Source organism: Rhodoferax sp. LB1P47, assembly GCF_056521445.1.
Map to the genome: position 1 here is coordinate 1 of NZ_JBWMAU010000028.1, position 23,841 is coordinate 23,841.

Genomic DNA, 23,841 nt, shown 5'->3' on the forward strand with positions numbered 1-23,841 from the left:
TCTTGGTAAACCAGATGATGTCACTTCCCAGTGGCTGCGCCTACACCTTCACCCTCAAAAATTCGACTCCCAATCGACAGGAAATTACATCTTTGAGTGGTTGTGCAAGTGGCTCTAATTAATAGCTTCTAGCGCACACTCCATATGCGCTATCGGGCATTTAGCCCCTCAAAACAGGTGCCCAGCACCCAGTCCAGTATCTGCGCGTCGCTGTACTGGCCGCTGGCTTGCAGGAAGCCCAGCACCGGGTCGCAGGCGCGGGCGAACAGGGTGTAGAGCACGGCGATGGCCGGGAGCTGTGGATTGATTTGGCCGGCTTTTTGTGCGGCCTGGATCCAGCCGCCCAGCTGGTCGCTCACGCCCACCAGCGCATCCAGGTAGGCGGCATTGCCCATCAAGTTGGCCCGCAGGGTGGAATTTTGGCTGGGCAGAGACGGCATTTCGCCCGCCAGTTGCACCTCCATCGCCCAGCGCACTGTGGCTTTGAGCTGGTCTAGCGGCGGGGCATCGGCGGGCAGGCTGTTGAGGTGGGCCTGGGTGCGGTGCAGCACACGCACCATGGCGGCGGCGGCCAGGTCTTCTTTGCTGGGGAAGTGTTTGTACAGGCTGGCCTTGGCAATGCCCACGCCCTGGGCCACTTCGTCCACCGTCATGGCCTCGAAGCCTTTTTCGGCCAGCAGGCGGTTGACGGTTTGCACGATGGCTTCTTCGCGTGCAGCCAGCATCTGCTGCTTGAAGGAGATCTGGGGGGCTTTGGCGGGGGCGGGAGATGACATGCCGCCATTCTAGCCCGGTCTGTTTTAAAAAACAGTAGGCGGCTATTTTGCTACTGACAAGTCGCAAATGTGGTGTTTGTGGTGGCTTGCCAATATTCTATATTTCAACCGGAAATTAATTTTACGCGATGAGAATATGGGTTTCATTGGAAAACAAGGTCTTTATATTTTGATATATATCCGCAGGGTACGTCTGCGTAGATATGTGTGAAGCAATGTAAACAGACTGGTATTTGTGCCGTTTATTAAAAATGAAACTTTTGCTTACGTGGGAAAATTTATTTGTTCTCACCATCTATTTAATTGAATTAACCCGAAGGATTACCATGAAAGTTAATGGCTCAGCCTCCCCTAGCAGCAAGGCGGTACTGGCATCGGCGATTGCGGCTAAAAAACCCCAGGCCAGCGCGTGTGATTCCACCGTCAAGGCATTTGCACCTCTTGCGGCATCGGCCCTTGCCGCATCGACCGGCGTGGCCCAGGCTTCGGCAATTGCCAAGGTGGTCAGCAGTGTGGGAAGTGAAATCAAGGACGTGGCCAACGATACGATGGCTTTGGCCACCAGCGGTGTCAATGAACTGAAGTCTGCCTATAACAGCGTAAGCAATGGCGTGTCCACGGTGGCTGGCGGGGTGGGAACGGCGGCTTCGGCGATTGGTAACTATGCCGCTGCGGGTGTTTCCGCCGGGGTGCAGGCTATTACTGCGTTGGTTTGAATATCCAGACTCGAAAATATGGTTTGGATGTTAAAAATGCTTAAATCCTATTGCCGTATTTTTGTGGTTGTTGGATTTTCATTTCTGCAAGCTGCGTGCTCTTTGTTTTCACCGGTTCCTGTTTGGGAATTGGTGAAGGTTTCTGGTATTGCGGCTAGTTCCGTGATTTCTGTTGGGCCCAGTAAAGCACGGGATACGGTCTACCATATCCATCCAACATTCAATAAAGTCTGCATTGTTTTTAATCCGGAATCGCAAGCCAGTGAAATACTCCCTGCGATGCAGTCGGAATTGCGCCTGCACCAGATTGAAAGTCGTATTTATGAAGCTGGCACTGGTTTAAATGCCTGTGATATATGGTTGCATTATGAGGCGGGTATTGAGTGGGCGATTCCGCCATTCACCAGTGAATATAAAACCTATCTCACCACCGCCACCCTGACCTTGCGGGCCAAGGGCGGCAAGGTTTTGTCGCGCAGCAGTTATGCACTGGACCCGGTCTACGGCATGGGCAAGTGGTCGTCTACCCGCAGCAAGATCGCCCCCGTTGTGACGGCCATCGTCACCGGATTTGAGAACTGAATATGAAAGTCCTTATGACACACACCATTGCACGCTGCTTACTCGCCTTGCTGCTGGGTTCCCTGGTGGCTTGCGCCAGCGACAGCATCATTCCGCCGCCGGTACGGGCCAACCCTTTGCCTCGGCCCACAGACATCGAGCCGGTGGCCACCGGTGCCATATTCCAGCAAAACATGACCACTGGGTCGCTGTTTTCAGACCGCCGCAAGCCGCGCAAAATTGGCGATGCCCTGAAGATCGATATCGCCGAAGCCATGAGCGCCAGCAGCGTGACCAACAGCGACCTGAGCCGCGCCAGCACCTTGGCCTCCAAGGGGCCGGGCTCGGAATCCAACTCTTTGGGCAGCATTTTGAAAGGCATCATGAATATTGATGCCAGCGCCTCGGGCAGCGACACCTACAAGGGCAAGGGCAACACGGACAGTAGCAACAAGTTTCAGGGCCGCCTGGCTGCGTCGGTCATCAATGTGCTGTCTAACGGCTACCTGGTGGTGGCGGGCGAGCGCAGCATTGCTTTCAACAACGGTGTCAGCACCATGCGCTTTTCCGGGGTGGTGAACCCGATCGACATCACCTCGGGCAATGTGGTGGCATCGAGCGATGTGGTGGATGCGCGGCTGGAGGTCGTGGGCAAGGGCGACGCGAACGACACGGCCTCGCGCTCGTGGATACAGCACATTCTGGCCAAGAGCCTATCGTTCTGGTAACCCCCCAGGCTACAGCGCAAGCGCTTTTCGCCCCCCCTGCTGGGGGCAACAGCAGCAGCTTGGCAGAGCCAGTTCTGCGCTGTTTCTGGTGGGCGTGCGTTCTGCCGGTTAGCGCTGCTCTGATAAGGCAAGCATCGCCGCTTGGGTTAGCGCGGCGCTCAGGGTGTCCAGCACTTCGGACTGCAAGTTCCAGCAGTGCCAGAACAGCTGGATGTGCAGGGCCTGGCTGGGCGCTAGCTGCACCAGGGCACCGCTGTCGATCAGGCTGCGTGCCAACAGCTCGGGCACTACGCTGACACCCCAACCGGCCAGCACGGCACGCACCTGGCCTTCGGAGCTGGGCACAAACAGCTGGCGCAGGGCTACCCGCTTCAGGCCAAACGCCTGGCTGACGAATTCGCGCTGCATGTCGTCTTTGCGGTTGAAGGCCACAAACGGCACGCTGCGAAAGTTGTGCGCCGTTAGGCCCTGGGGCAGGTGTTGGCGGGCGTAGTCGGCCTGGGCCACGGCGATGTAGCGCATCGCGCCTAGCGGCACCACTTTGCAGCCGCGCAGGGCCTGGCGCAAGGTGGTGACGCAGCCCATCACCTGGCCTTCGCGCAGCCATTCCTGGGTGAAATCCTGGTCGTCGGTGATGATTTCCAGCGGCAGGCCCTGCGCCACCACGGCTTGCAGCGCGCCCATCGCCCAGGTGGCGATGCTGTCGGCGTTGATGGCAATCGACACCCGTTCTTCGTCGCGTGCGCCACCCATGACACTGGGGGCCAGCTCCTGCATGTCGCGCTCCAGGTCGGCGCGCAGCAGGCGCAACTGCTTGGTGTGTTTGATCAGCAAATGCCCCGCCGCCGTGGGTTTGAGCGGGCGGCTGCGCACCACCAGCACCGTGCCCGCCTGCGCCTCCAGCGAGCGCAGGCGCTGCGATACCGCCGACTGGGTGATGTTGAGCCGCTGGGCGGCGCGCTCAAAACCGCCCTCTTCTACGATGGCGGCAAGGCATTCGAGGGCGTCGGGATCAAAGGTACTCATGCCCGAAATTTACCCTGTGTTGCGCAGGCCGCTGAAACCATTGGTGTACCGGGCCAAGGTCAGGCCCTCCATGCTGATCTCTGGCGTGCGGTTCGACAGCACATCGGCCATCACCCGCCCCGTGCCGGCGGCCATAGTCCAGCCCAGCGTGCCGTGGCCGGTGGACAGGTGCAGGTTGGGGTAGGGCGTGCCGCCCAGCACGGGCGTGCCGTCGGGGGTCATGGGGCGCAGACCGGTCCAGAAAGTGGCTTGGGAGGTGTCGCCGCCCTGGGGGAACAGGTCGGTGACCACGTGGTTCAGGGTGTTGCGGCGCTCCTCGTGCAATTCCAGGCTGTAGCCCGCCAGCTCGGCCGTGCCGCCCACGCGGATGCGGTCGCCCAGGCGCGTCACGGCCACTTTGTGGGTTTCGTCCATCACGGTGGATTCGGGCGCGCAGGCGGCGTTGGTGATGGGCACGGTGATCGAATAGCCCTTGACCGGGTACACCGGCAGGTGGAAGCCCAGTGGTTTGAGCAGGATGGGCGAATAGCTGCCCAGTGCGACCAAATAGTTGTCGGCGGTGAGCAGGCCGGCACTGGTGTGTACGCCGGTGATCTGCTTGCCGTCCGCCGCGATGCGGTCGATCTGCACGCCGTAGCGAAACTCCACGCCCAGCGCCTCGGCCATTTTGGCCAGGGCGTTGGTGAACTTGAAGCAGTCGCCGGTTTCATCGCCCGGCAGGCGCAGCGCACCCACAAACTTCTCTTTCACCAGCGCCAGCGCGGGCTCGTATTGCAGATAGGCCTCGCGGTCTAGCAGCTGAAACGGCACTTTGTATTGTTTGAGAATGTCGATGTCTTTGGCCGTGCCGTCGAGCTGCTTCTGGGTGCGAAAGAGTTGCAGCGTGCCCTGGCTGCGGTCGTCATAGGCAATGCCGGTATCGGCGCGCAGCTGCACCAGGCAGTCGCGGCTGTATTCGGCCAGCCGCACCATGCGGCCCTTATTGATTTGGTAGCGCGCCTCGGTGCAGTTGCGCAGCATTTGTGCGCCCCAGCGCCACATGGCGGGGTCGAGCAGCGGGCGGATCACCAGCGGGCTGTGCGGCATCAGCATCCACTGGATGGCTTTGCGCGGCACGCCCGGCCCGGCCCAGGGCGACGAATACCCCGGCGACACCTCGCCCGCATTGCCAAAGCTGGTTTCCAGCGCCGGGCCGGGCTGGCGGTCGATAACGGTCACCTGGTGGCCCGCTTTGGCCAGGTAATACGCGGTGCAGGTGCCAATCACCCCACTGCCCAAGATCAATACTTTCATGCGTCGCTCCCTGGCCCACAGGCCGTGATACGTTGCAATATAAGTTGGTCTAATTTATTAAGCTATTGGTTATAAGAAACTCTAATTCAGAATTAGGGGGGATTGTCTTGCCTGCCTTGAAACCTAGGGCTAAAAATTTATAAGAAATAGGCCGCTAGCGCATATATAACCTGCGTCAGAAGCTATCTATTACATAGCAAAAAGCCCGCACATACTAAGACCGCCTCAGCCACCGCGTGGCTGCTGGATCTTGCGCACCAGGGCGGTGGTGGAGTAGCCATCCACAAACGGAATCGCCAGCGCCGTGCCGCCGTAGGCCTGCACCACCGCCGTCTCGGCCAGTTTTTGCATGTCGTAGTCGCCGCCCTTGACCAGGATGTCGGGGCGCAGTTCGGTGATGAGTTCCAGCGGCGTGTCCTCGTCAAACCAGGTGACCAGGCTGACCGATTCCAGTGCGGCCATCAGCACCGCGCGGTCGTTTTCTGCGTTCAGCGGGCGGTCCGGGCCCTTGCCCAGGCGGCGGGCCGAGGCATCGCTGTTCAGTGCCACCACCAGGCTGCCACCCAGCGACCGGGCCTGGGCCAGGTAGGTGGCGTGGCCCCGGTGCAGGATGTCGAACACCCCGTTGGTAAACACCCAGGGGCGGGGCAGGTGGGCGAGCTGGGCGGAGGCGTCGGCGCGAAGGCAGATTTTGGCCAGAAAGGCCGGTGGGGCGATGGTGTCGGTCATGGGCAAATGCTAGCAGGCCGCTAGCAGGCGACAGCGGGCCGTTGAACTGATACGCTCGCCCACCATGAACCTTATTGCCGTTGACACTTCCACCCTGCGACTGGGGCAACCGTTGCCATTTGCCTTGCGCAACGAGCAGGGCGTGCTGCTGGCGCACAAGGGCTACATCATCACCAACCGCGAGGAGATCGCGTACTGGACTTCGCGCGGCATGACCCTGTGCGTGGACGTGGATGCCGCCGACAACCACCGCGCCTATGTGGGCAAACTGTACGACCTGGTGCGCACCGACACCGCGCTGGGCGAGATTGCCGATATGCAGCTGTCCGTATCTGACCTGGCCAAGGCCACAGCCACCGAGACCGCCACCATTCCCGACTGGACGGCACTGCAAATCCGCGCCAACGGCCTGCTGCGTGACCCGCAAGGCGACCAGTTTTTGCTGCGGCTGGAAAAGCTCTACACCGAGCTGCACAGCCTGGTGGAAAACCACCCGGATGCCACGCTATGCGCGCTGATGCATTTGTCGGCTACCGAAGTGCGCATGTACAGCGCCACCCACGCCATGCTGGTCTACGTGGTGTGCAGCCTGGCCGCACGCGAGGTGCTGAATTGGCCCCCCGACCAAGATGCCACGATGGGCAAGGCCGCCTTGACCATGAATATCGCCATGACCGCGCTGCAAGACGAGCTGACCCAGCAAAACCAGCCCCTGACCGCCAAGCAGATTGAGATGGTGGAGCAGCATGCGCAGCGCGGCTTCAGCATGCTGGTGGCGATGGGGGTGGACAACGAAGATTGGCTGCTGGCCGTGCGCCACCACCATGACCGTTCCCCCGGCCCCCTGGCCGACAAAACTGTGGCCATGCGGCTGGCCCGGCTGCTACAGCGGGCGGATACGTTCATCGTCCGCCTGTCGCCCCGTGTGGGGCGCTTTTCCATGCCGCCCAATGCCGCCATGCAAGCCTGCTACTTTGATGAAAGAAAGCATGTGGACGAGGCCGGTGCCGCCTTGATCAAGGCGGTGGGCGTGTACTCGCCAGGGGTCTATGTGCGGCTGGCGAATGGTGAAATCGCCGTGGTGATTCGCCGCAGTGCCAACACCATCGCCCCGCGTGTGGCGGTGATCATCAACCGCGACGGCATGCCTATGGGCGAGATGATCGTGCGCGAAACCACGCTGCCGATCTACAAAATCATCGCCCACGTACCCCACCGCGAAGTCAAGGTGCAGGTGCAGCTAGAGAAGCTGCTGGCGCTGATCTAGCTCAGGTGGCGACGGGCGCTGCGGGCTCCGCACCCGCAGCCAGCTCTTTGCTGACTTCCTTGCGGTAGCGGTTCAGCTCTTGCACGGTCTTGAAGCTGCGGTCCATCAGCAGGCTCAGGTTGTGCAGGATGCGGTCCACCACTTTGCCCTCCCATGCCGCGTCAAACTTGATCTGCGTGTCCAGCCAGTGCTCCAGCCACGCCGGGTCGGGCAGGCGGCTCTGGATGGTGTCGCGCGGAAACAGGCTCTCGTTCACGTGCAGGTTGGTGGGGTGCAGCGCCTGGGCGGTGCGGCGGGCGCTGGCCATCAGCACGCCGACCTTGGTGAAAGCGGTACGGGCCTCGTTACCGGTATTGGCGATGGCACGTTTCATGTAGCGCAGGTAGGCACCGCCGTGGCGGGCTTCGTCTTGGCTGAGCTTGGTGTAGATGTTTTTGATGACCGGCTCAGAGTGCCATTCGCTGGCGCGGCGGTACCAGTGGTTGAGGCGGATCTCGCCGCAAAAGTGCAGCATCAGCGTTTCCAGCGGCGGGGCCGGGTCGAAGGTGAAGCGGATGTCGTGCAGCTCTTGCTCGGTGGGCACCAGATCGGGACGGAAGCGGCGCAGGTACTCCATCAGCACCAGCGAGTGCTTTTGCTCTTCAAAAAACCAGATCGACATGAAGGCAGAGAAATCGCTGTCGTCCTGGTTGTCGCGCAAAAACATCTCGGTGGCGGGCAGGGCTGCCCACTCAGTGATGGCGTTCATTTTGATGGTTTGCGCCTGCTCGTCGGTCAGCAGGCTGGCATCGAACGCGTCCCATGGAACGTCTTTGTCCATGTTCCAACGCACAGCTTCTAGTTGTTTGAAAAGTTCAGGGTAGAGCATGGGATTCCTTCGTGTCTGTGACTATTTTATGCCGCCTAGGTGACAGTTATTGGCCATTCCTAGCCGGGTAAAAACAAAATAAAACCTTTTAGTCACATTGTGACCAATTGGTATATTATCGCTACCATGCCTAATTTTCGCTGTGCCGTCCTGCCTTTTCACCACGCCTTACGGTGCGGTTATTGTGGTGCCTTGCGATGGGTGGCAGTATGAAGCTGGCCATCGTCGGCTCCGGTATCTCCGGCTTGGCTGTGGCGCACCGCCTGCACGCCCAAGCCGATGTCACGCTGTTCGAGGCGGGCCGCTACTTTGGCGGCCACACCCACACCGTAGACATCATCCTGCCCACGCCCGACGGACCGGTGATGTTTGGTGTGGACACCGGTTTTCTGGTCTTCAACGAGCGCACCTACCCGCAGCTCATCGCCCTGCTGGCCGAGCTGGATGTGGCCACCGCCAAGACAGACATGTCATTCTCGGCGCAAATTCCAGCGCATGTGCCGGGTGGGCGCTACGTGGAATGGAGCGGCAGCACCCTGGCAAGCGTGTTCGCCCAAAAGCGCAACCTGTGCAGCCCGCGCTTCTGGGGCATGCTGCGCGATCTGCTGCGCTTCAACCGCATCACCACCCAGCTCGCGCTGGACAATAACGATGCCGCCCTGGCCCAGCCGCTGGGCGCATTTTTGGACCAGCACCGCTTTGGCACGGCCTTTCGCGACTGGTATTTCTTGCCCATGATGGGCTGCATCTGGAGCTGCCCCACCGCCCAGATGCTGCTGTTTCCGGTGGCGACGATGGTGCGCTTTTGCCACAACCACGGCCTGCTGCAAGTGCTGAATCGCCCCCAGTGGTGGACGGTAACCGGCGGCGCACGGCATTACGTGGACAAGATCGCTGCAAAAATCGACGACAAGCGCCTGAACAGCCCCGTGCAGCGCATCGAGCGCCGGGCCGATGGCGTATTTATCACCAGCCAGCACCACGGCTTTCAACGTACCGAGCGCTTCGACAAAGTGGTGCTGGCCACCCATTCCGACCAGGCCCTGGCGCTGCTGGCAGCCCCCAGCGAAGCCGAACAGGCGACCTTGGGCGCCATCCAGTACCACGCCAACCGCGCCGTGCTGCACACCGATGCCTCCGTGCTGCCGCGCAACCCCAGCGCCTGGGCCGCCTGGAACTACGAGCGCGCCCCGGCCACCGATACCGAATCTGCCCGCGTGTGCCTGCACTACTGGCTCAACAAGCTGCAGCCCCTGCCGTGGGAGCAGCCGGTCATCGTGTCGCTAAACCCCACCCGCGAGATCGTCCACCCGCAGGTGCTGGGCACCTTCGACTACGCCCACCCGGTATTCGACCAGGCCGCCATCGCCGCGCAGCAGCGCATGCCCGCGCTGCAAGGCCAGCAAAACACCTATTTTTGCGGCGCGTGGATGGGCTACGGTTTCCATGAAGACGGGCTAAAAGCCGGGCTGGCGGTGGCTGAATTGCTGAAGGCCGGGCTATGACCCCGACCCTCAACCAGGCACAGATCGGCTTCGGCCAGGTCCGCCACACCCGGCTGCGCCCGGTGCGCCACGCCTTTGCCTACCCCACCTACTTTTTGATGTTGCCGATGCGCTCGCTGGGTGGCACGGCCCTGGCCATCAACCGCCGCGCCGCTTTGAGCTTTTATGACTGCGACCACGGCGACGGCCAAGGCAGCGCATTGGACTGGATGGAGGCCCTGTTGCAGCGCGAAGGCATCCTGGACGCCGACGGCGAAATCTGGCTGCACTGCTACCCGCGCGTTTTCGGCCACACCTTCAAACCGGTCAGCTTCTGGTACTGCCACCGTCTAGATGCCAGCCTGCGGGCCATCGTGGTCGAGGTCAACAACACCTTTGGCGAGCGCCACTGCTACGTGCTGGACCAGCCGAGCTATGGCGTGGCGCTGACGGCGGCCAAGGTGTTCCACGTGTCGCCGTTTTGCCCGGTGGAGGGCGGCTACCGCTTCCGCTTTATGCGCAGTGGCGACCGTACCGTTGCCCGCGTGGACTATGACGACAGCCAAGGCGCGTTGATCGAGACCAGCGTCAGCGGCCACCTGCAAGCCATCACCCCGGCCAGCATCCGCCACGCGCTATGGCGTTACCCGGCCATGACGCTGGGCGTGGTGGCGCGCATCCACTGGCAGGCCTTTTGCCTGTGGCGCAAACGCGTGCATTTTTTCCGTAAACCCGTGCCGCCCCAAGATTTTGTGACGAGATAAACGCAATGAACTCCACCACCACAGCCCCCCGCTTTGCCGTGCCCAGCGATGCCCCCGCCGCCGCCCGCACGGCCTTGAAGCTGCTGCAACGCCTGCGCCACGGCAGCATAACCATGCAGTTGCCCGACGGTAGCCTGCACGTGTTTGGCAACCACCAGCAACATGGCCGAACGAAAGAGGCACCCACAGCCGCCATGACGCTGAAGAACTGGAACGTCTGCGCGGCCGCCCTCAAGTCCGGCGACATCGGCGTGGCCGAAACCTATATCGACGGCGACTGGACCACCCCCAACCTGACCGACCTGCTTACCGTCTTCATATGCAACCGGCAAGAGATCGAAGACGTGGTTTACGGCAGCTGGGTGGGCCGCCTGTGGTACCGCATCCAACATTTGCTCAACCGCAACACCAAGGCCAATAGCCAAAAAAACATACACGCCCACTACGATCTGGGCAACGCCTTCTACAGCCTGTGGCTGGACGACAGCATGAACTACTCGTCTGCCTGGTTCGAGGGCGACCTGAGCAAACCGTTGCGCGAGGCGCAAAACGCCAAGGTCCGCCGCGCCCTGGCGATGGCCCAGGTGCAGCCCGGCCACCGGGTGCTGGAAATCGGTTGCGGCTGGGGCGCGCTGGCCGAGATGGGCACCACCGAATTCAACGCCTTTGTTACCGGCGTGACCCTGAGCACCGAGCAATTGGCGTTTGCCAATACCCGCATGCAGCGCCTGGGCGTAACGCAGCAGGCCGACCTGCGCCTGCAAGACTACCGCGACATCCAGGATGCCCCGTTCGACGCCATCTGCTCGGTGGAAATGGTCGAAGCCGTGGGCCGCGAATACTGGCCCACCTACTTTCAAACCGTGGCCCGCCTGCTCAAGCCCGGCGGCCGTGCCTGCATCCAGAGCATCGTCATCGACGACAGCCTGTTCGAGCGCTACATCACCAGCACCGACTTCATCCAGCAGTACATCTTCCCCGGCGGCTGCTTGCCCTGCCCGCGTGAATTCCGGCGCGAGGCGGCGGCGGCCGGGCTGGAGGTGGTGGACGAATTCGCCTTCGGCCCCGACTACGCCGAAACCCTGCGCCGCTGGCGCGACCAATTTCTGGCCGCCCGCGTGCAGGTGCTGCAACTCGGTTTTGACGAAAGGTTCATGCGTTTATGGGAGTTCTACCTGGCCTACTGCGAAGCCGCCTTCGACAAGGGCAACATCAACCTCGTGCAGTACACGCTATTAAAAAAATAGCTGCTTGCGCAGGTGCCATATGCGCTAGCGGCCTTTTTTGTTTAAATCTGTGGGCGGCCGATGTGCCCGTAGATGTGAGCGCTGCGGTGCCGCAGGCCCGCGTGGTGGGCAGCACCCGGCTGAAAGTCTGGGGCTTTGACATCTACGACGCGCAGCTCTGGGCCGCCCCCGGCTTCCAGGCTGCCCGCTACCCCGACAGCGCGTTGGCGCTGGAGCTGACCTACCTGCGCGACTTCACCCGCGCCGACATCGCCCGCCGCTCGCTGGCCGAGATGCGCCGCAGCGCGCCCATTTCAGACGCGCAGGCCAAGGCCTGGCAGCAAAAGCTGGAGGCGGCGTTTCCCGACGTGCAAAAGGGCGACCGCATCCTCGGCATCTACCTGCCGCAGACCCGCACCGCCCGCTTTTTGACCAACGGCCAGCCCACCGGCGAGGTCAGCGATGGCGACTTCGCCCGCCTGTTTTTCGGCATCTGGCTGTCGCCCCAAACCTCCGAGCCTGCGATGCGCCGTGCGTTGCTGGGCACGCCATGACTGCTGCTGCCGCATTCACCGCCCGCAACGGCTTCCTCTACGGTCTGATGGGCCTGCCGCTGGCCTTTGTCGCCCTGCCGCTGTACGTCGTGCTGCCCCACCACTACGCCACCACCTTGGGCGTACCGCTGGCGGTGCTGGGGCAGATCTTGCTGGGTGCGCGCTTGTTCGACGGCCTCATCGACCCGCTGCTGGGCCGCTGGGGCGACGCGCTGTTTGCCCGCTCCAGCCGCGCCGTGCTGGGCGTGGCGGCGGTGGCGGCGGTGGTGATGGCGCTGGGCTTCTGGGGCCTGTTCTTTCCCGCCACCCACGACCACGTGCTGCTGTGGGCCGCCGCCCTGCTGGTCATCACCTACGCGGCCTACAGCACCCTGGGCGTGCTGCACCAGGCCTGGGCCGGGCTACAGGGCGGTAACGAAGCCCAGCGCAGCCGCATCGTTGCCTGGCGCGAAGGCCTGGGTTTGGTGGGGGTGGTCACGGCCAGCGTGGCCCCGGTGCTGCTGGGCCTGCCCACCACGGTGGCGCTATTGGCCGTGGCCTTGGCCCTGGGCTGGTGGGCCTGGAGCCGCGCCATCGCACCCGCCCCGCCCGCGTTGGCCAGGGCACGCGCCGCGCTGTGGCAACCGCTGCGCAACCCCGCCTTCCGCCGCCTGCTGGCCGTGTTTTTGCTCAACGGCATTGCCAGCGCCGTGCCCGCCACGCTGGTGTTGTTCTTCGTGCAAGACCGGCTGCAGGCCCCGCAGGCGTTGCAGCCGCTGTTTCTGGCCACCTACTTTTTGAGTGCCGCCCTGTCGATTCCGCTGTGGTTGCGCGTGGTGCCCCGGCTGGGGCTGGCGCGCACTTGGGGGCTGGGCATGGGCGTGGCGGTGGCGGCGTTTGTGGGAGCGTCCCTGCTGGGTGCGGGTGACAGCACCGCGTTTCTCATCGTTTGCGCCGCCTCCGGCATTGCCTTGGGCACCGATCTGGCCTTGCCCAGCGCGCTGCTGGCGGGCATCGTGCAAAAGCAGGGTGAGCAGGGTGGGGCGGGCCTGTACTTTGGTTGGTGGAACTTCGCCACCAAGCTCAATTTGGCCCTGGCCGCCGGGCTGGCCCTGCCGCTGTTGGCCTACTTCGGCTACACCCCTGGCGCGCAGGATGCCGCCGCCCTGAACGCCCTCACCGCCACCTACTGCCTGCTGCCCTGCGCCCTGAAGCTGGTGGCGGCGGCAGCGCTCTATTTGCTCATCATCCGACCCAAGGAATCTCCATGAAACGCCGCCTTCTTCTTCTTGCCACCAGTGCTGCTTTGGCCGGTTGTGCCGGTCCCCAGGTTGCCGACTACGCGGGTCAAACCCCCAAGTTGGATCTGCGCACTTATTTCAACGGCACGCTGGACGCGTATGGCGTGTTTACCGACCGATCCGGCAAGGTGGTCAAACGCTTCACCGTGGTGATGGTCTGCACCTGGACCGGCGACGACGGCGTGCTCGATGAGTCGTTTACTTATTCGGACGGCACGCTGCAAAAACGCATTTGGCGCCTGCACCGCGAAGCCGATGGCCGCTACACAGGCCGCGCCGACGACGTGGTGGGCGTGGCCGTGGGCGCAGAGAGCGGCAACGCGTTTAACTGGCGCTACACCCTGGCCTTGCCGGTGGACGGCTCGGTCTACAACGTGCAGTTTGACGACTGGATGTATTTGATGACCGACAAGGTCATGCTGAACATTGCCACCATGTCCAAGCTGGGCATCACGCTGGGCGAGGTCACGCTCTCGTTCACAAAGCGTTAAGCCAAATTGGTCTCTAGCGCACATTCCACCTGCACAAGCAGCTATTAAAAACATAGTAATTCGTATGGCACTGAATCCCCCCCTCACCGACTGGCGCGGCAAAACCGTGTGGCTGATCGGCGCTTCCAGCGGCATTGGCCGCGCCACCGCCGCGATGCTGCACGGCCAGGGGGCACTGGTGGTGGTGTCGGCCCGGCCCAGCGCCGCGCTGGAGTCGTTTGTGGCCGAGCACCCCGGCGCACAGGCCCTGCCGCTGGATGCCGCCGACCTGGCCGCTGTGCGCACCGCCGCCGCATCGCTAGGCCGCCTGGATGCGGTGGTGTACTGCGCCGGCTACTACCGCCCCCAGCGCGCCACCGTGTTCGACCTGGCCGAGATGCAGCGGCACCTGCAAGTCAACTACGTGGGGGCGCTGCACCTGCTGGATGCGGTGCTGCCCACCCTGCTGCGCCAGGGCTTTGGCCACATCAGCCTGGTCGCCAGCGTGGCCGGGTACAGCGGCCTGCCCAACAGCCTGGCCTATGGCCCCACCAAGGCCGCGCTCATCAACCTGGCCGAGACCCTGTACCTGGACCTGCATGACAGCGGCATCGGCGTGAGCCTGATTTGCCCCGGCTTTGTGCAAACCCCGCTCACCGCGCAAAACACATTCGCCATGCCCGCCCTCATCACCCCTGAGCAGGCCGCCCATGAGATCCTGCGTGGCTGGGCCCGGGGCCAGTTTGAAATCCACTTCCCCAAGCGCTTCACCCGCTGGATGAAAACCTTGGCGCTACTACCGTACGGGCTGTACTTCCCCGCCATCCGCAGAATGACCGGCTTATGAGCAACCCTATCGACGGCATCGTCCAATTTTTCGAGACCTTGACCCCGCAGTCTGTTGCCTGCTGCGGCGAGTTTTACGCGCCCAGGGCCCGCTTCAAAGACCCGTTCAAAGACGTGCAAGGCGTACCCGCCATTGAAGCCATTTATGCCCACATGTTCACCGCGCTAGAGGCTCCGCGCTTTGTGGTCATCGAGCGCATCGCCAGCGGCCCGCAGTGCTTTTTGACCTGGGACTTCCACTTCCGCTTCAAAAACTTCGCCACCGGTACCGACCAAACCATCCACGGCGGCAGCCACCTGCAACTGGACGGCGCGGGCCGCATCGTGCTGCACCGCGATTACTGGGACGCGGCCGAAGAGCTGTACGAAAAGCTGCCCGTAGTGGGTGGGCTGATGCGCTGGTTGAAGCACCGCGCCAATAGCTAACCCCGGTCCACGCTGTGGGTGACCGCCCCCATCCCAGCCTTCCCCCGGCGGGGGAAGGAGCAAGTCAGGGCCCCGGCATTCCTCCTCCCCCGCCGGGGGAGGGTTGGGGTGGGGGCTGGCGCTAAGATGCCCCCGTGCCCTCCCTTACCCCCCCCACCCCGTGAAAATCTTCCAGCGCGAGCAACGCTCCCTGTTCGGCGAAATCCTGGACTGGATGCTCACGCCCCTGCTGCTGCTGTGGCCGATCAGCCTGGCGCTGACCTGGCTGGTGGCGCAGGGCATTGCGGGCAAGCCGTTCGACCGGGCGCTGGAATACAACGCCCAGGCCTTGTCGCAGCTGCTGGTGGTGTCGCCGCACCAAACCCAGTTCAACCTGCCGCTGCCCGCCCGCGAGATCATGCGCGCCGACGAGTCCGACCAGGTCTACTACCAGGTGCGCGGCGGCCACGGCGAATTCCTCAGCGGCGAAACCGACTTTCCGCTGCCCCCCGCCGATGAAACCCCCGCCGAAGGCCCGGTGCACCTGCGCGACGACGAAATGCGCGGCCTCGACGTGCGCGTGGCCTACCTGTGGGTCACGCTAGACCTGCCCGGCAGCCCGCTGGCGCTGGTGCAGGTGGCCGAGACGCGCGAAAAACGCTCGGTGCTGGCGGCCGAAATTATCAAAGGCGTGATGCTGCCGCAGTTCGTCATCTTGCCGCTGGCGGTGCTGCTGGTGTGGCTGGCGCTGGCGCGTGGCATCCAGCCCCTGAAGCGCCTGGAAGACCGCATCCGCGCCCGCACCTCTGACGACCTGAGCCCGCTGGACGACATGGCCGTGCCGTTGGAAGTCGCGCCGCTGGTGTCCTCGGTGAACGACCTGCTAACCCGGCTGAAAGACTCCATCGCCACCCAAAAGCGCTTTCTGGCCGATGCCGCCCACCAGCTCAAAACCCCGCTGGCCGGCCTGCGCATGCAAGCCGACCTGGCCCAGCGCGAAGGCACCAGCACGGCAGAACTCAAACGCTCCTTGCAACAAATTGGCCGCTCCAGCGTGCGCGCCACCCACACCGTCAACCAGCTGCTGGCCCTGGCCCGGGCCGAGAACGGCAGCGTCAGCCTGAGCCTGCAAGTCTGCGACCTGGCCCGCCTGACGATGGACGTGGTGCGCGACTCCGTGCCCCGCGCGCTGGACAAGCGCATCGACCTGGGCTATGACGGCGCCGAGCCCGGCAGCCCCGGCGTGCAGCTCAACGGCAACCCCACGCTGATCAAAGAACTGGTGCGCAACCTGCTGGACAACGCCATCAACTACACCCCCTCGGGCGGCATCATCACCGCCCGCGTGCTGGCCGATGCCGACACCCCCATCGGCCCCGTCAGCCCCATCGGCCGTGCCCAGTGCAGCGTGTTGCTACAGGTGGAAGACACCGGCCCCGGCATCCCCGAGGCCGAACGCGAGCTGGTGTTCCAGCCCTTCTACCGCGCCCTGGGCACCGAGGCCGACGGCTCCGGTCTGGGCCTGTCCATCGTGCAAGAAATCGCCCGCCAGCACAGCGCCGAAGTCAGCCTGGAAGACGCCCACCCCGGTGCCCAAACACCGGACACGCCGGGCACGCGGGTGGCGGTGCGGTTTGCGAAGGCGGGGGCTGGGGTGGCGTGATTTTGGATGGGTTGATTTTCAGAGCCGAGAAAAATGCGTCACTTGTGCCCGCAAATCGGATGGACATAAGAAGCTATCTAAACCCCATGTCTCTCACCGGCTACCACCACTTTCTGAGCTGCCTACGCGGCAGTGAACGACCACATGCTGGGCATGGCCGCCGACATCGTTTTCTGAGCTGCCTACGCGGCAGTGAACCGGCAAATGGCGGTAGTGCTGATGTATTACCTTTTCTGAGCTGCCTACGCGGCAGTGAACGGAAAGCAGTACAGCTCAAGCGCCACCGGTGTTTTTCTGAGCTGCCTACGCGGCAGTGAACGGCCGCATACACGCCGCCCGCCGTCACGACTTTTTCTGAGTTGCCTACGCGGCAGTGAACCTACAGCTTTTGCGCGCAGTGCGATGTGAGCCTTTCTGAGCTGCCTACGCGGCAGTGAACGTTCTTTCTGTTTTAGGCGATGCGCAGCCATATTTCTGAGCTGCCTACGCGGCAGTGAACGTCATCGAAGGCCACGCCCAGGTCATCTAGCTTTTCTGAGCTGCCTACGCGGCAGTGAACTCCAGAACCTGGATATCCGCTTGAAGACCACGGCTTTCTGAGCTGCCTACGCGGCAGTGAACGCCCTGGACCAGTTTGGGCTTGCCACGCTCATTTTCTGAGCTGCCTACGCGGCAGTGAACCCAACAGCACCGCCTTACCACCCATTCCCGCATTTCTGAGCTGCCTACGCGGCAGTGAACTTGCTGGTGATCGGCGCAATCGCGTTCATGGCTTTCTGAGCTGCCTACGCGGCAGTGAACCTGATGGCGGCGCAGTGATTGGGCTGTTTGTATTTCTGAGCTGCCTACGCGGCAGTGAACGCGGATGCCAAAGGCGAAGCCGTTTTCGAATTTTTCTGAGCTGCCTACGCGGCAGTGAACAAGGGTGATTCCATGTTGCCGAAGTTTGAGCCATTTCTGAGCTGCCTACGCGGCAGTGAACAAGCGTAATCGGGCTGAACCGCGTTCATTGCTTTTCTGAGCTGCCTACGCGGCAGTGAACCTGAACGACGCGGCGGACTTGATCGGCGCTGTTTTCTGAGCTGCCTACGCGGCAGTGAACATCGTCACGAATCTGGTTTTGTCGATGGGTGTTTTCTGAGCTGCCTACGCGGCAGTGAACAGCACCACCGACCAGCGGCGCGTGCTCGGGGATTTCTGAGCTGCCTACGCGGCAGTGAACGTCTACCGCACTTACGGCGATGCCGTCGATGTTTTTCTGAGCTGCCTACGCGGCAGTGAACTTTTTATCCTTTCAGGAGCACGGCGGCGGCCATTTCTGAGCTGCCTACGCGGCAGTGAACAGAAGCAATGATCTACGACGACGGTTCAACGACTTTCTGAGCTGCCTACGCGGCAGTGAACAAGGGCATGACGAGTTCGGGCGCATCTTCCGCTTTTCTGAGCTGCCTACGCGGCAGTGAACACGCTCAGATTCCACCGTCCAGGCGGCTTTACTTTCTGAGCTGCCTACGCGGCAGTGAACTAGAAAATAAAACCGCTAAGTCCTTGAATCAAAAACAAAAAGTAACCAAACCCCGAAAAACCCTAATTTTCAGCACCCTCTCTAAGCCCTTGTTTTTAAAAGACTTTTTAACGGGGCTGAAAACAAGGGCCAAAAAGGGTCAAAACCACGGAATTGTCGCGGTGGGGCTGAGACCGTAGGCTCCAAACGGGCCTGGAATGGCGTGGGGCTGTAGTGCGCCATGTCGAATAAACAGCCGAAACGGCTGCGCGGTGCTGTGGCTGCGCAGGTGGATGTAGGGCAGGTCCAGTTGCTCCGCAGCAGTGTCGGGCACGCGGGCCAGCGCCTCGGTGGCGTCGATGCCGTGGCGGCGCATCTGGCGGCGGCGTAGGCGGTCGGGGCTACTCTTGGCTTGCACGCGGCTGACCGTGCGGTAGGCCACGGTGGGCGGCACGGGCAGTATGGGGGTGGTGCGCACATGGTCGCGCACGCCCGCCAGCCACGGGGCGGCCATGCACCCGATGAGGTCGGCTTGGCTGCCGTGCAGGCGCAGGCAGTCGCCCAGCCACTGGCGCTCGGGCTGCACAGCGGGAAAACTGATGCCGATGCGCCCGCTGGGTTGTGCCACCAGGGCCAGGTGCAGCTTGCCAAACAGGGCAGCCATGAGGTGCGCCGGGGCGGATTCGGGGTCGGGCAGCAGGGTCAGGTCAAGGTAGTGGTCCATCGCGGTTAGTCCTTGCCCGATTCGCCAAATACGCCGCCCCGCACCAGGTTGGCGATGACGTAGTGCTGCTGCGCGGCATCGGGGGCCTGGTCTTTGAGCACCCAGGCATCGAACAGGGAATAGAAATCCATCTTCACCTTGGGCTGGCGGTAGGCCTTGCCTTGCGAGGTGACGGAGCCGTAGGGTTCCACGGCGATGGGGCTGGGTTGCCCTTGGCCCTCTTCATCGGGATACCAGGTGTCTACCGTGCGCAAGGCATTGCCGATTTTTTGCGAGTGCATGGCGGCGGGGCCGCGTTGGCCGGGGGTGTCACCCACGGTGTAGAGGGTTTTGCTTTTTAGCCCAGCGGTGCTGGAGCCTTTGTCCAGAATTAGCTCTTGCGATGGAAACACCTCTTGCCCGCCGCCCACGCGGGCAAAGGCGGTGATTTCCAGCAGGGCAAACTTGTCGCCTGCCAGGCCCTGCTCCAGCACTTTGGCCAGCGCGGCGAGCGGCGCAGCGTCTGCGGCGGGGGTGTCGAAGTGGTGCAAAGACAAGTTCAGGGCGTTAAACACCCAGGTGCTGACGGCCACGCCGTTTTGCAGATGGCGCACCTGCACTTCCACCATTTCTGCGCCCACGCGGTTGCGCCACAAGAAGCGGCCGTTGGCCAGGTTGTAGGCGTAGCGACGGGCCAGCTCGACAAAGCCGGATGTGTCGGCGTAGCCCTTCACAACCGATTGCAACTTATGCAGGTAGGCTGAACTGTTGCAGGCCGAAGGCGTGCCCACGCCGCCCAGCACGCGCAGGGTAAAGCGGGCTTGCAGGGTGTCGGCGGTGGGCGGTAGGGTGGCCACGTCTACGCGCTGGAGGTTAGGAACATCCATTTTTGCATTCAGCTTTGCGGGGTCCGTTCCCCCTGGTTGGCGGTTTGAGATCGTGCCGCGTACAGCTTTCTCCCGTACATCCACCGGCAGCCAGGTGGCGCTGTGGGCGCGGTCGGCCCAGTTGCCTGCGGAAAAAATGGCATCCGATGGGTCCAGCTTGCGCTCGAACGCCAGGACGGAAGCGGTTTTCAGTGCGTCGGTATTTTTGGTAGCCATGGTGTGTTTCCTTTAAGCGGTCAATGCGGTGGGTTCGGTGGCAGCAGGGGACGAAGGTGGTGACGGATAGGGGTTATGCAGGCGGTACAGGCCCGCATCTGGCTGGGCATCAAAGTGCCACAGCAGGTGGGGTGCTTCGGCAATGCGGTGGGGGCTGACCCATTCGCCCAACGACAGCAGGCTTTCGACAAAACGAAACGGTGCTGACTCGTCGCGGGCGTTTTTGACCGTGCCGGGCAGGTACAACGGCGACACGGCGGCGTAGCCAAGCGGCAGCGGTACCAGCCAACCTCGGTAGCGCCGCCGCACGGCCCAGGGGGTGGGTGCATCTCCGTCGTCCTCGTCCGACTCTGCTGCTGCGGGTTCCACGTTCAGGCGGCACACGTCCAGCAGTGCATCCAGCGCGTTGGCTTGCGGCTGGGTTTGCTGCAAGCTGTGCAGGTGCTGGGCCAGCAGGGGCGCGCGGCTGACCAGTACAAAACCGGGCATCAGGTGGCGGCGCAGCTTGCGCCACGCCAGGCGCTGGTCGCTTAGTAGCTGCGGCCATTCCAGCCACTGCGCGGGGTACTTGGCGCGCTTGGGTTGGGGCAGGATGCTACCGCCCCCCAGCCGCATGCCCTCGGCATATTCCAGTACCAGGGCGGCCAAGGCGATGCCGTCGTCGTCGTTGACAGGGCAGCCGTCGCCCGACACGGTGAGCAGCAGGCTGACCTCCAGGTGGGTGCGGCCTTCTTCCACGATGGCCGAGGTGTTGCCGTCTTTGTCCACCGGGTTGCGCGTCAGGCGGAACACCTGGGTGCGCCGCCCCGGGGGCTGAAAGACTTGCGGGTCGAACTGGTGGCAAACAATGCCCACGCCACCGAGTTGGATGGTGTGGCCCATCGCGTTCAGGCGGCGCTGCAAGGCGTGCACAAAGCCGGTAAAGGCGCTGGGTGCAGGGAAGCCCCAGGTCATGGGGCTGCTGACCGCATTGGCGTTTTGCACGCGCAGGCGCGGCAGAAGCAGCAGGGCATCAAACGGGCTAGGTTGCATCGCGGAGTACCTCCAAAAAGCGGTATTTCCATTCCCGCGATTCGCCATCGCCCAGTAGGGTCTGGTCGGTGGAAATGGCGGCATTGAGCCAAAGGCCAAAGCGCTCGGCCACCTTGGTTTGCCAGTCGTCGGAGCCATCGGTAGTGGGTTCGGCATCTGCGTCGAGCCAGCACTTTTCCGCCGCCCCCAAGCGGCAGGCGGTGGCTTGGCTCCAGCCACCGGGCAGGCACTGGATGAGCCCAGCCAGGTCCAGCACGGCGAGGATGATTTCTTCCACCATCTCGGCCCGCTTGCCACGGATGTGCACGTTGTTGCGGTCCAGCTCTTTCAGCAGGTATTTGCGCAGGGTTTTGGTCCAGAAGCGCAGGTTTTTGTCACGCGCCACCGGGCCGCCTTTGTCGAATACCGAGGCATGGCGCAGCGGCGGCTGGGTGCCCTGGTTTTGCCAGATGGGCGGCACAGAAGGCAGCAGGTGGTTGGCCCCGCGACGTTTAACATTTAGTAATCCAGCATTTTGTGGGTTACTTCCTCCAATTTTCTGCACCACCATGTTCGGGTACTCGCGGTAGCCCTGCGGGTGGTCTTGGCCCGCTTTGCGGGCTGCGCGGGCTTCTTTGGCCGCGTCAGAGAAGCGGTCTTCTTGCAGCGTGGTGTGCAGGCTGTGCACCAGAGCGGTAGGGAACAAGGGGGCCAGCAGGTGGTAGCTGCCGTCGGCCAGCGGAAAGTACAGTTGTTTGCCCAGCGTGTGGGAGGCGGCTGCAGTTTTGCTGTCCACAATGCCCGCAAAGGCATCGGCCCAGGTTTGCGCCTGCGCGGAGTCGTCCGACATAGCCTGCACCAGCGCCACATCTTTCTCTAGAAAGCGCGCCAGCAATGTTTTGTCCTGGGCCTGGAGCTTCAAAAACTTGAACACATCCAGCGCCGCCGCATTGCCCACCACGTCGTCGGTGCGGTCGGCGCCCAACACATGCGTGCCGACCAGGGAGGCATCGGTGCAAAACGGTGGGTTCAGGTACAGGCTGCTGCCCCGTGCGTCCGGGTGGATGGGCTTGAGCGTGTGGCTGGCCAGCTGGATTTGCACCACCCGCCGCGCTGCGTCCGCCAACCAGGTTTCACGCTGGTGCTCGCCGTGCAGTTGTTGGCGCTTGGCAGCGTCTGCATCGCTGTCACTCAGCTTGTCCAGCTTGAGCTGCAAGCGCTCTTGGATGAAGGTCTCCACCACCGTGCGCAGGGCGGCGCTGGTGGGTGGGTCGGGGAGGGATGGGGCCATGGGACTCCTTGGGGTGTGCAAAAGCACTGTAAACACTGTTGGATGAGGATCTGGTGGGGCTCTGGTTTTTATTTCTAATGGGTTGTTTGCTATATTTAATGTAGCTGCTAACGATTATTGAATATGCGCTAAGTACCAATTTGATGCTGGTATTTAGGCTGCTGCACCCCGTTTTATACGGCACACCTGCATCCGAAAATCCATAAAAAATAGAACCTAACCGCGCACGTTATTTTCAATTGGTCGGATTTTGATTTTCAATTGGTCGGGATTTGAGTTTTAATTGGTCGGATATTTTTAGCCTTTGACTGCTTCGCATGACCACCGAACTCCCAGCCTCTCCCGCCGCCATCGCCCGCCATGTGCAGCGCAGAATCGCCATCGCCTTGCAAGACACCCGGGTGGTGCTTGTGGTGGGCCCCAGGCAGGCGGGCAAGACGACGCTGGCCCGGCTGTATGCCAACAGCAGCCGCCCTTATCTCACCCTGGACGATCCGGCCACGCTGGCGGCGGCGCGGGCGGACCCGTCGGGCTTTGTGCGCGGGCTGCGCAGCGCCGTGATTGACGAAGTGCAACGTGCACCTGATTTGCTGCTGGCCATCAAAGAGAGTGTGGACAAAGACCAGGCCCCCGGCCGCTTTTTGTTGACCGGCTCCACCAACCTCATGGCCTTGCCTATCGTGGCCGATTCGCTGGCGGGTCGGCTCGAAGTCATCACCCTGCTGCCGTTTGCCCAGGCCGAACTGGCTGGTACGCCAGGGGACTTGCTGGAGCGGCTGTTTGAGGGCGGTGGGCTGCCTGGCGCAGACAACGCCGTCACGGGCGATGCGTTGATGGACCGCGTCCTCAAAGGTGGCTACCCCGAAGCACTGCGGCGCCCCCAGGCCAGCCGCCGCCAGGCTTGGCTGGAGGACTACGTGGCCCTCATCCTGGACCGCGATGTGCGCGACATTGCCAACATCGACCAGCTCGACCGCATGCCGCGTCTGCTGGATGTGCTGGCCGCCCATGCCGGGCAACTGGTGAACCACAGCAGCTATGGTGCAGCGCTGGGTTTGACCGCACCCACGGCGCAGAAATATGCGGGCATTCTGGAGCGCTTGTTTCTAACGCGGCTGGTGCCGCCGTGGTCTAGCAACGCCGTCAGCCGCCTTACCAAGACCCCCAAGCTGCACTTCCTCGACACCGGGCTGTTGGCTGCCCTGCGCGATGCCAACGCGGCCCAGTTGCAGAAGGACCGCACGGCCTATGGCCCGCTGTTGGAGAACTTCGTGGTGTCCGAGGTGCTCAAGCTCACCACCTGGTCAGACCGGCGGCTGCGCATTTCGCACTTTCGCACCAAAGACCAGGACGAGGTGGACTTGGTGATCGAAGACCGGCGCGGGCGGGTCATCGGCATCGAGGTGAAGGCATCGGCTACCGTGCGCCCGCAAGACCTGCGCGGCCTGCGCCAACTGCAAGCAGCCGTGGGTGACAAGTTCGTCCAGGGCCTGGTGCTGCACGACCACGACCGTATCACCCCGTTTGATGAGAAGCTGCATGCGGGGCCGGTGTCGCTGCTCTGGCAGTAAGC

The 23,841-nt window shown here is 62.7% G+C and carries 23 protein-coding genes and 1 CRISPR repeat array; of the genes, 14 read left to right on the top strand and 9 right to left on the bottom strand.

Features of this window, described 5'->3' with window-relative positions:
* Positions 1-149: 149 nt before the first annotated feature.
* Complete coding sequence (locus tag AC0969_RS19085) at positions 150-776, bottom strand: TetR/AcrR family transcriptional regulator (protein WP_479625732.1); 627 nt, start codon at positions 774-776, stop codon at positions 150-152.
* Between the two features lie 326 nt (positions 777-1,102).
* Here AC0969_RS19085 and AC0969_RS19090 point away from each other — a divergent pair, with 326 nt between their 5' ends.
* From AC0969_RS19090 to AC0969_RS19100, 3 genes are read left to right on the top strand one after another with little or no spacing between them, the layout of a single operon-like run.
* On the top strand, positions 1,103-1,492 hold the full coding sequence (locus AC0969_RS19090) for a hypothetical protein (protein WP_479625733.1): 390 nt from the start codon (positions 1,103-1,105) through the stop codon (positions 1,490-1,492).
* A gap of 36 nt (positions 1,493-1,528) precedes the next feature.
* Entirely contained in the window at positions 1,529-2,074 is a 546-nt protein-coding gene (locus tag AC0969_RS19095) for a cell division protein FtsI (protein WP_479625734.1), read from the top strand.
* A gap of 14 nt (positions 2,075-2,088) precedes the next feature.
* Positions 2,089-2,781: a flagellar basal body L-ring protein FlgH gene (locus tag AC0969_RS19100; protein ID WP_479625735.1), complete on the top strand. Its 693-nt coding sequence runs from the start codon at positions 2,089-2,091 to the stop codon at positions 2,779-2,781.
* A 108-nt stretch (positions 2,782-2,889) separates the two neighbouring features.
* Here AC0969_RS19100 and AC0969_RS19105 read toward each other — a convergent pair whose 3' ends face one another.
* From AC0969_RS19105 to rfaE2, 3 genes are all read right to left on the bottom strand, one after another.
* Positions 2,890-3,807 (bottom strand): LysR family transcriptional regulator ArgP, encoded by a 918-nt coding sequence (locus AC0969_RS19105; RefSeq protein WP_479625736.1) that lies wholly within the window; start codon positions 3,805-3,807, stop codon positions 2,890-2,892.
* Positions 3,808-3,816: 9 nt separating this feature from the next.
* Positions 3,817-5,100 carry a D-amino acid dehydrogenase gene (locus AC0969_RS19110; protein ID WP_479625737.1) on the bottom strand — a complete coding sequence of 428 codons (1,284 nt, stop codon included), beginning with the start codon at positions 5,098-5,100 and terminating at the stop codon, positions 3,817-3,819.
* 225 nt (positions 5,101-5,325) lie between these two features.
* A complete protein-coding gene (rfaE2, locus tag AC0969_RS19115; RefSeq protein WP_479625738.1) occupies positions 5,326-5,829 on the bottom strand; it encodes a D-glycero-beta-D-manno-heptose 1-phosphate adenylyltransferase in 504 nt (167 codons plus the stop codon).
* 64 nt (positions 5,830-5,893) lie between these two features.
* On the opposite strand from rfaE2, the gene AC0969_RS19120 reads away from it, so the two are divergent.
* On the top strand, positions 5,894-7,096 hold the full coding sequence (locus AC0969_RS19120; RefSeq protein WP_479625739.1) for an HD-GYP domain-containing protein: 1,203 nt from the start codon (positions 5,894-5,896) through the stop codon (positions 7,094-7,096).
* 1 nt (position 7,097) lies between these two features.
* Here AC0969_RS19120 and AC0969_RS19125 read toward each other — a convergent pair whose 3' ends face one another.
* A complete protein-coding gene (locus AC0969_RS19125; RefSeq protein WP_479625740.1) occupies positions 7,098-7,964 on the bottom strand; it encodes a ferritin family protein in 867 nt (288 codons plus the stop codon).
* Between the two features lie 209 nt (positions 7,965-8,173).
* On the opposite strand from AC0969_RS19125, the gene AC0969_RS19130 reads away from it, so the two are divergent.
* The 9 genes from AC0969_RS19130 to AC0969_RS19170 all read left to right on the top strand — a co-directional run bounded on the left by AC0969_RS19130 (position 8,174) and on the right by AC0969_RS19170 (position 16,656).
* On the top strand, positions 8,174-9,469 hold the full coding sequence (locus AC0969_RS19130) for an NAD(P)/FAD-dependent oxidoreductase (RefSeq protein ID WP_479625741.1): 1,296 nt from the start codon (positions 8,174-8,176) through the stop codon (positions 9,467-9,469).
* Complete coding sequence (locus tag AC0969_RS19135; protein ID WP_479625742.1) at positions 9,466-10,212, top strand: DUF1365 domain-containing protein; 747 nt, start codon at positions 9,466-9,468, stop codon at positions 10,210-10,212. Before AC0969_RS19130 ends, AC0969_RS19135 begins: the two co-directional genes overlap by 4 nt.
* A gap of 5 nt (positions 10,213-10,217) precedes the next feature.
* A complete protein-coding gene (locus AC0969_RS19140; RefSeq protein WP_479625743.1) occupies positions 10,218-11,459 on the top strand; it encodes a class I SAM-dependent methyltransferase in 1,242 nt (413 codons plus the stop codon).
* Positions 11,460-11,521: 62 nt separating this feature from the next.
* Entirely contained in the window at positions 11,522-11,992 is a 471-nt protein-coding gene (locus tag AC0969_RS19145; protein ID WP_479625744.1) for a chalcone isomerase family protein, read from the top strand.
* Positions 11,989-13,242, top strand: coding sequence for an MFS transporter (locus tag AC0969_RS19150; RefSeq protein WP_479625745.1), 1,254 nt, complete (start codon positions 11,989-11,991; stop codon positions 13,240-13,242). Before AC0969_RS19145 ends, AC0969_RS19150 begins: the two co-directional genes overlap by 4 nt.
* On the top strand, positions 13,239-13,763 hold the full coding sequence (locus AC0969_RS19155; protein WP_479625746.1) for a DUF3833 domain-containing protein: 525 nt from the start codon (positions 13,239-13,241) through the stop codon (positions 13,761-13,763). Before AC0969_RS19150 ends, AC0969_RS19155 begins: the two co-directional genes overlap by 4 nt.
* Positions 13,764-13,827: 64 nt before the next feature.
* Complete coding sequence (locus AC0969_RS19160) at positions 13,828-14,589, top strand: SDR family NAD(P)-dependent oxidoreductase (protein ID WP_479625747.1); 762 nt, start codon at positions 13,828-13,830, stop codon at positions 14,587-14,589.
* Complete coding sequence (locus tag AC0969_RS19165) at positions 14,586-15,014, top strand: nuclear transport factor 2 family protein (protein ID WP_479625748.1); 429 nt, start codon at positions 14,586-14,588, stop codon at positions 15,012-15,014. The genes AC0969_RS19160 and AC0969_RS19165 overlap by 4 nt, the downstream gene beginning before the upstream one ends.
* Positions 15,015-15,174: 160 nt before the next feature.
* Positions 15,175-16,656, top strand: a complete 1,482-nt coding sequence (locus AC0969_RS19170; RefSeq protein WP_479625749.1) for a sensor histidine kinase N-terminal domain-containing protein — start codon at positions 15,175-15,177, stop codon at positions 16,654-16,656.
* A gap of 110 nt (positions 16,657-16,766) precedes the next feature.
* Positions 16,767-18,181: a CRISPR direct-repeat array (repeat unit 28 nt; unit sequence TTTCTGAGCTGCCTACGCGGCAGTGAAC).
* Positions 18,182-18,320: 139 nt separating this feature from the next.
* On the opposite strand, the gene cas6f is transcribed toward AC0969_RS19170, so the two are convergent.
* The 4 genes from cas6f to csy1 are packed head-to-tail and all read right to left on the bottom strand — an operon-like array spanning position 18,321 to position 22,268.
* Positions 18,321-18,884, bottom strand: a complete 564-nt coding sequence (gene cas6f / locus AC0969_RS19175) for a type I-F CRISPR-associated endoribonuclease Cas6/Csy4 (protein WP_479625750.1) — start codon at positions 18,882-18,884, stop codon at positions 18,321-18,323.
* Positions 18,885-18,889: 5 nt separating this feature from the next.
* Positions 18,890-19,966: a type I-F CRISPR-associated protein Csy3 gene (gene csy3 / locus AC0969_RS19180; RefSeq protein WP_479625751.1), complete on the bottom strand. Its 1,077-nt coding sequence runs from the start codon at positions 19,964-19,966 to the stop codon at positions 18,890-18,892.
* A gap of 12 nt (positions 19,967-19,978) precedes the next feature.
* A complete protein-coding gene (csy2, locus tag AC0969_RS19185; protein ID WP_479625752.1) occupies positions 19,979-20,998 on the bottom strand; it encodes a type I-F CRISPR-associated protein Csy2 in 1,020 nt (339 codons plus the stop codon).
* Positions 20,988-22,268, bottom strand: coding sequence for a type I-F CRISPR-associated protein Csy1 (gene csy1, locus AC0969_RS19190; RefSeq protein ID WP_479625753.1), 1,281 nt, complete (start codon positions 22,266-22,268; stop codon positions 20,988-20,990). Before csy1 ends, csy2 begins: the two co-directional genes overlap by 11 nt.
* A 317-nt stretch (positions 22,269-22,585) precedes the next feature.
* Here csy1 and AC0969_RS19195 point away from each other — a divergent pair, with 317 nt between their 5' ends.
* A complete protein-coding gene (locus AC0969_RS19195; protein ID WP_479625754.1) occupies positions 22,586-23,839 on the top strand; it encodes an ATP-binding protein in 1,254 nt (417 codons plus the stop codon).
* Positions 23,840-23,841 lie beyond the last annotated feature (2 nt).

What these genes read in the sequence shown, in the direction of transcription:
- AC0969_RS19085 (WP_479625732.1), bottom strand. Translation starts at nt 776, where the DNA reads ATGTCATCTCCCGCCCCCGCCAAAGCCCCCCAGATCTCCTTCAAGCAG.
- AC0969_RS19090 (WP_479625733.1), top strand. Translation starts at nt 1,103, where the DNA reads ATGAAAGTTAATGGCTCAGCCTCCCCTAGCAGCAAGGCGGTACTGGCA.
- AC0969_RS19095 (WP_479625734.1), top strand. Translation starts at nt 1,529, where the DNA reads ATGCTTAAATCCTATTGCCGTATTTTTGTGGTTGTTGGATTTTCATTT.
- AC0969_RS19100 (WP_479625735.1), top strand. Translation starts at nt 2,089, where the DNA reads ATGACACACACCATTGCACGCTGCTTACTCGCCTTGCTGCTGGGTTCC.
- AC0969_RS19105 (WP_479625736.1), bottom strand. Translation starts at nt 3,807, where the DNA reads ATGAGTACCTTTGATCCCGACGCCCTCGAATGCCTTGCCGCCATCGTA.
- AC0969_RS19110 (WP_479625737.1), bottom strand. Translation starts at nt 5,100, where the DNA reads ATGAAAGTATTGATCTTGGGCAGTGGGGTGATTGGCACCTGCACCGCG.
- rfaE2 (WP_479625738.1), bottom strand. Translation starts at nt 5,829, where the DNA reads ATGACCGACACCATCGCCCCACCGGCCTTTCTGGCCAAAATCTGCCTT.
- AC0969_RS19120 (WP_479625739.1), top strand. Translation starts at nt 5,894, where the DNA reads ATGAACCTTATTGCCGTTGACACTTCCACCCTGCGACTGGGGCAACCG.
- AC0969_RS19125 (WP_479625740.1), bottom strand. Translation starts at nt 7,964, where the DNA reads ATGCTCTACCCTGAACTTTTCAAACAACTAGAAGCTGTGCGTTGGAAC.
- AC0969_RS19130 (WP_479625741.1), top strand. Translation starts at nt 8,174, where the DNA reads ATGAAGCTGGCCATCGTCGGCTCCGGTATCTCCGGCTTGGCTGTGGCG.
- AC0969_RS19135 (WP_479625742.1), top strand. Translation starts at nt 9,466, where the DNA reads ATGACCCCGACCCTCAACCAGGCACAGATCGGCTTCGGCCAGGTCCGC.
- AC0969_RS19140 (WP_479625743.1), top strand. Translation starts at nt 10,218, where the DNA reads ATGAACTCCACCACCACAGCCCCCCGCTTTGCCGTGCCCAGCGATGCC.
- AC0969_RS19150 (WP_479625745.1), top strand. Translation starts at nt 11,989, where the DNA reads ATGACTGCTGCTGCCGCATTCACCGCCCGCAACGGCTTCCTCTACGGT.
- AC0969_RS19155 (WP_479625746.1), top strand. Translation starts at nt 13,239, where the DNA reads ATGAAACGCCGCCTTCTTCTTCTTGCCACCAGTGCTGCTTTGGCCGGT.
- AC0969_RS19160 (WP_479625747.1), top strand. Translation starts at nt 13,828, where the DNA reads ATGGCACTGAATCCCCCCCTCACCGACTGGCGCGGCAAAACCGTGTGG.
- AC0969_RS19165 (WP_479625748.1), top strand. Translation starts at nt 14,586, where the DNA reads ATGAGCAACCCTATCGACGGCATCGTCCAATTTTTCGAGACCTTGACC.
- cas6f (WP_479625750.1), bottom strand. Translation starts at nt 18,884, where the DNA reads ATGGACCACTACCTTGACCTGACCCTGCTGCCCGACCCCGAATCCGCC.
- csy3 (WP_479625751.1), bottom strand. Translation starts at nt 19,966, where the DNA reads ATGGCTACCAAAAATACCGACGCACTGAAAACCGCTTCCGTCCTGGCG.
- csy2 (WP_479625752.1), bottom strand. Translation starts at nt 20,998, where the DNA reads ATGCAACCTAGCCCGTTTGATGCCCTGCTGCTTCTGCCGCGCCTGCGC.
- csy1 (WP_479625753.1), bottom strand. Translation starts at nt 22,268, where the DNA reads ATGGCCCCATCCCTCCCCGACCCACCCACCAGCGCCGCCCTGCGCACG.
- AC0969_RS19195 (WP_479625754.1), top strand. Translation starts at nt 22,586, where the DNA reads ATGACCACCGAACTCCCAGCCTCTCCCGCCGCCATCGCCCGCCATGTG.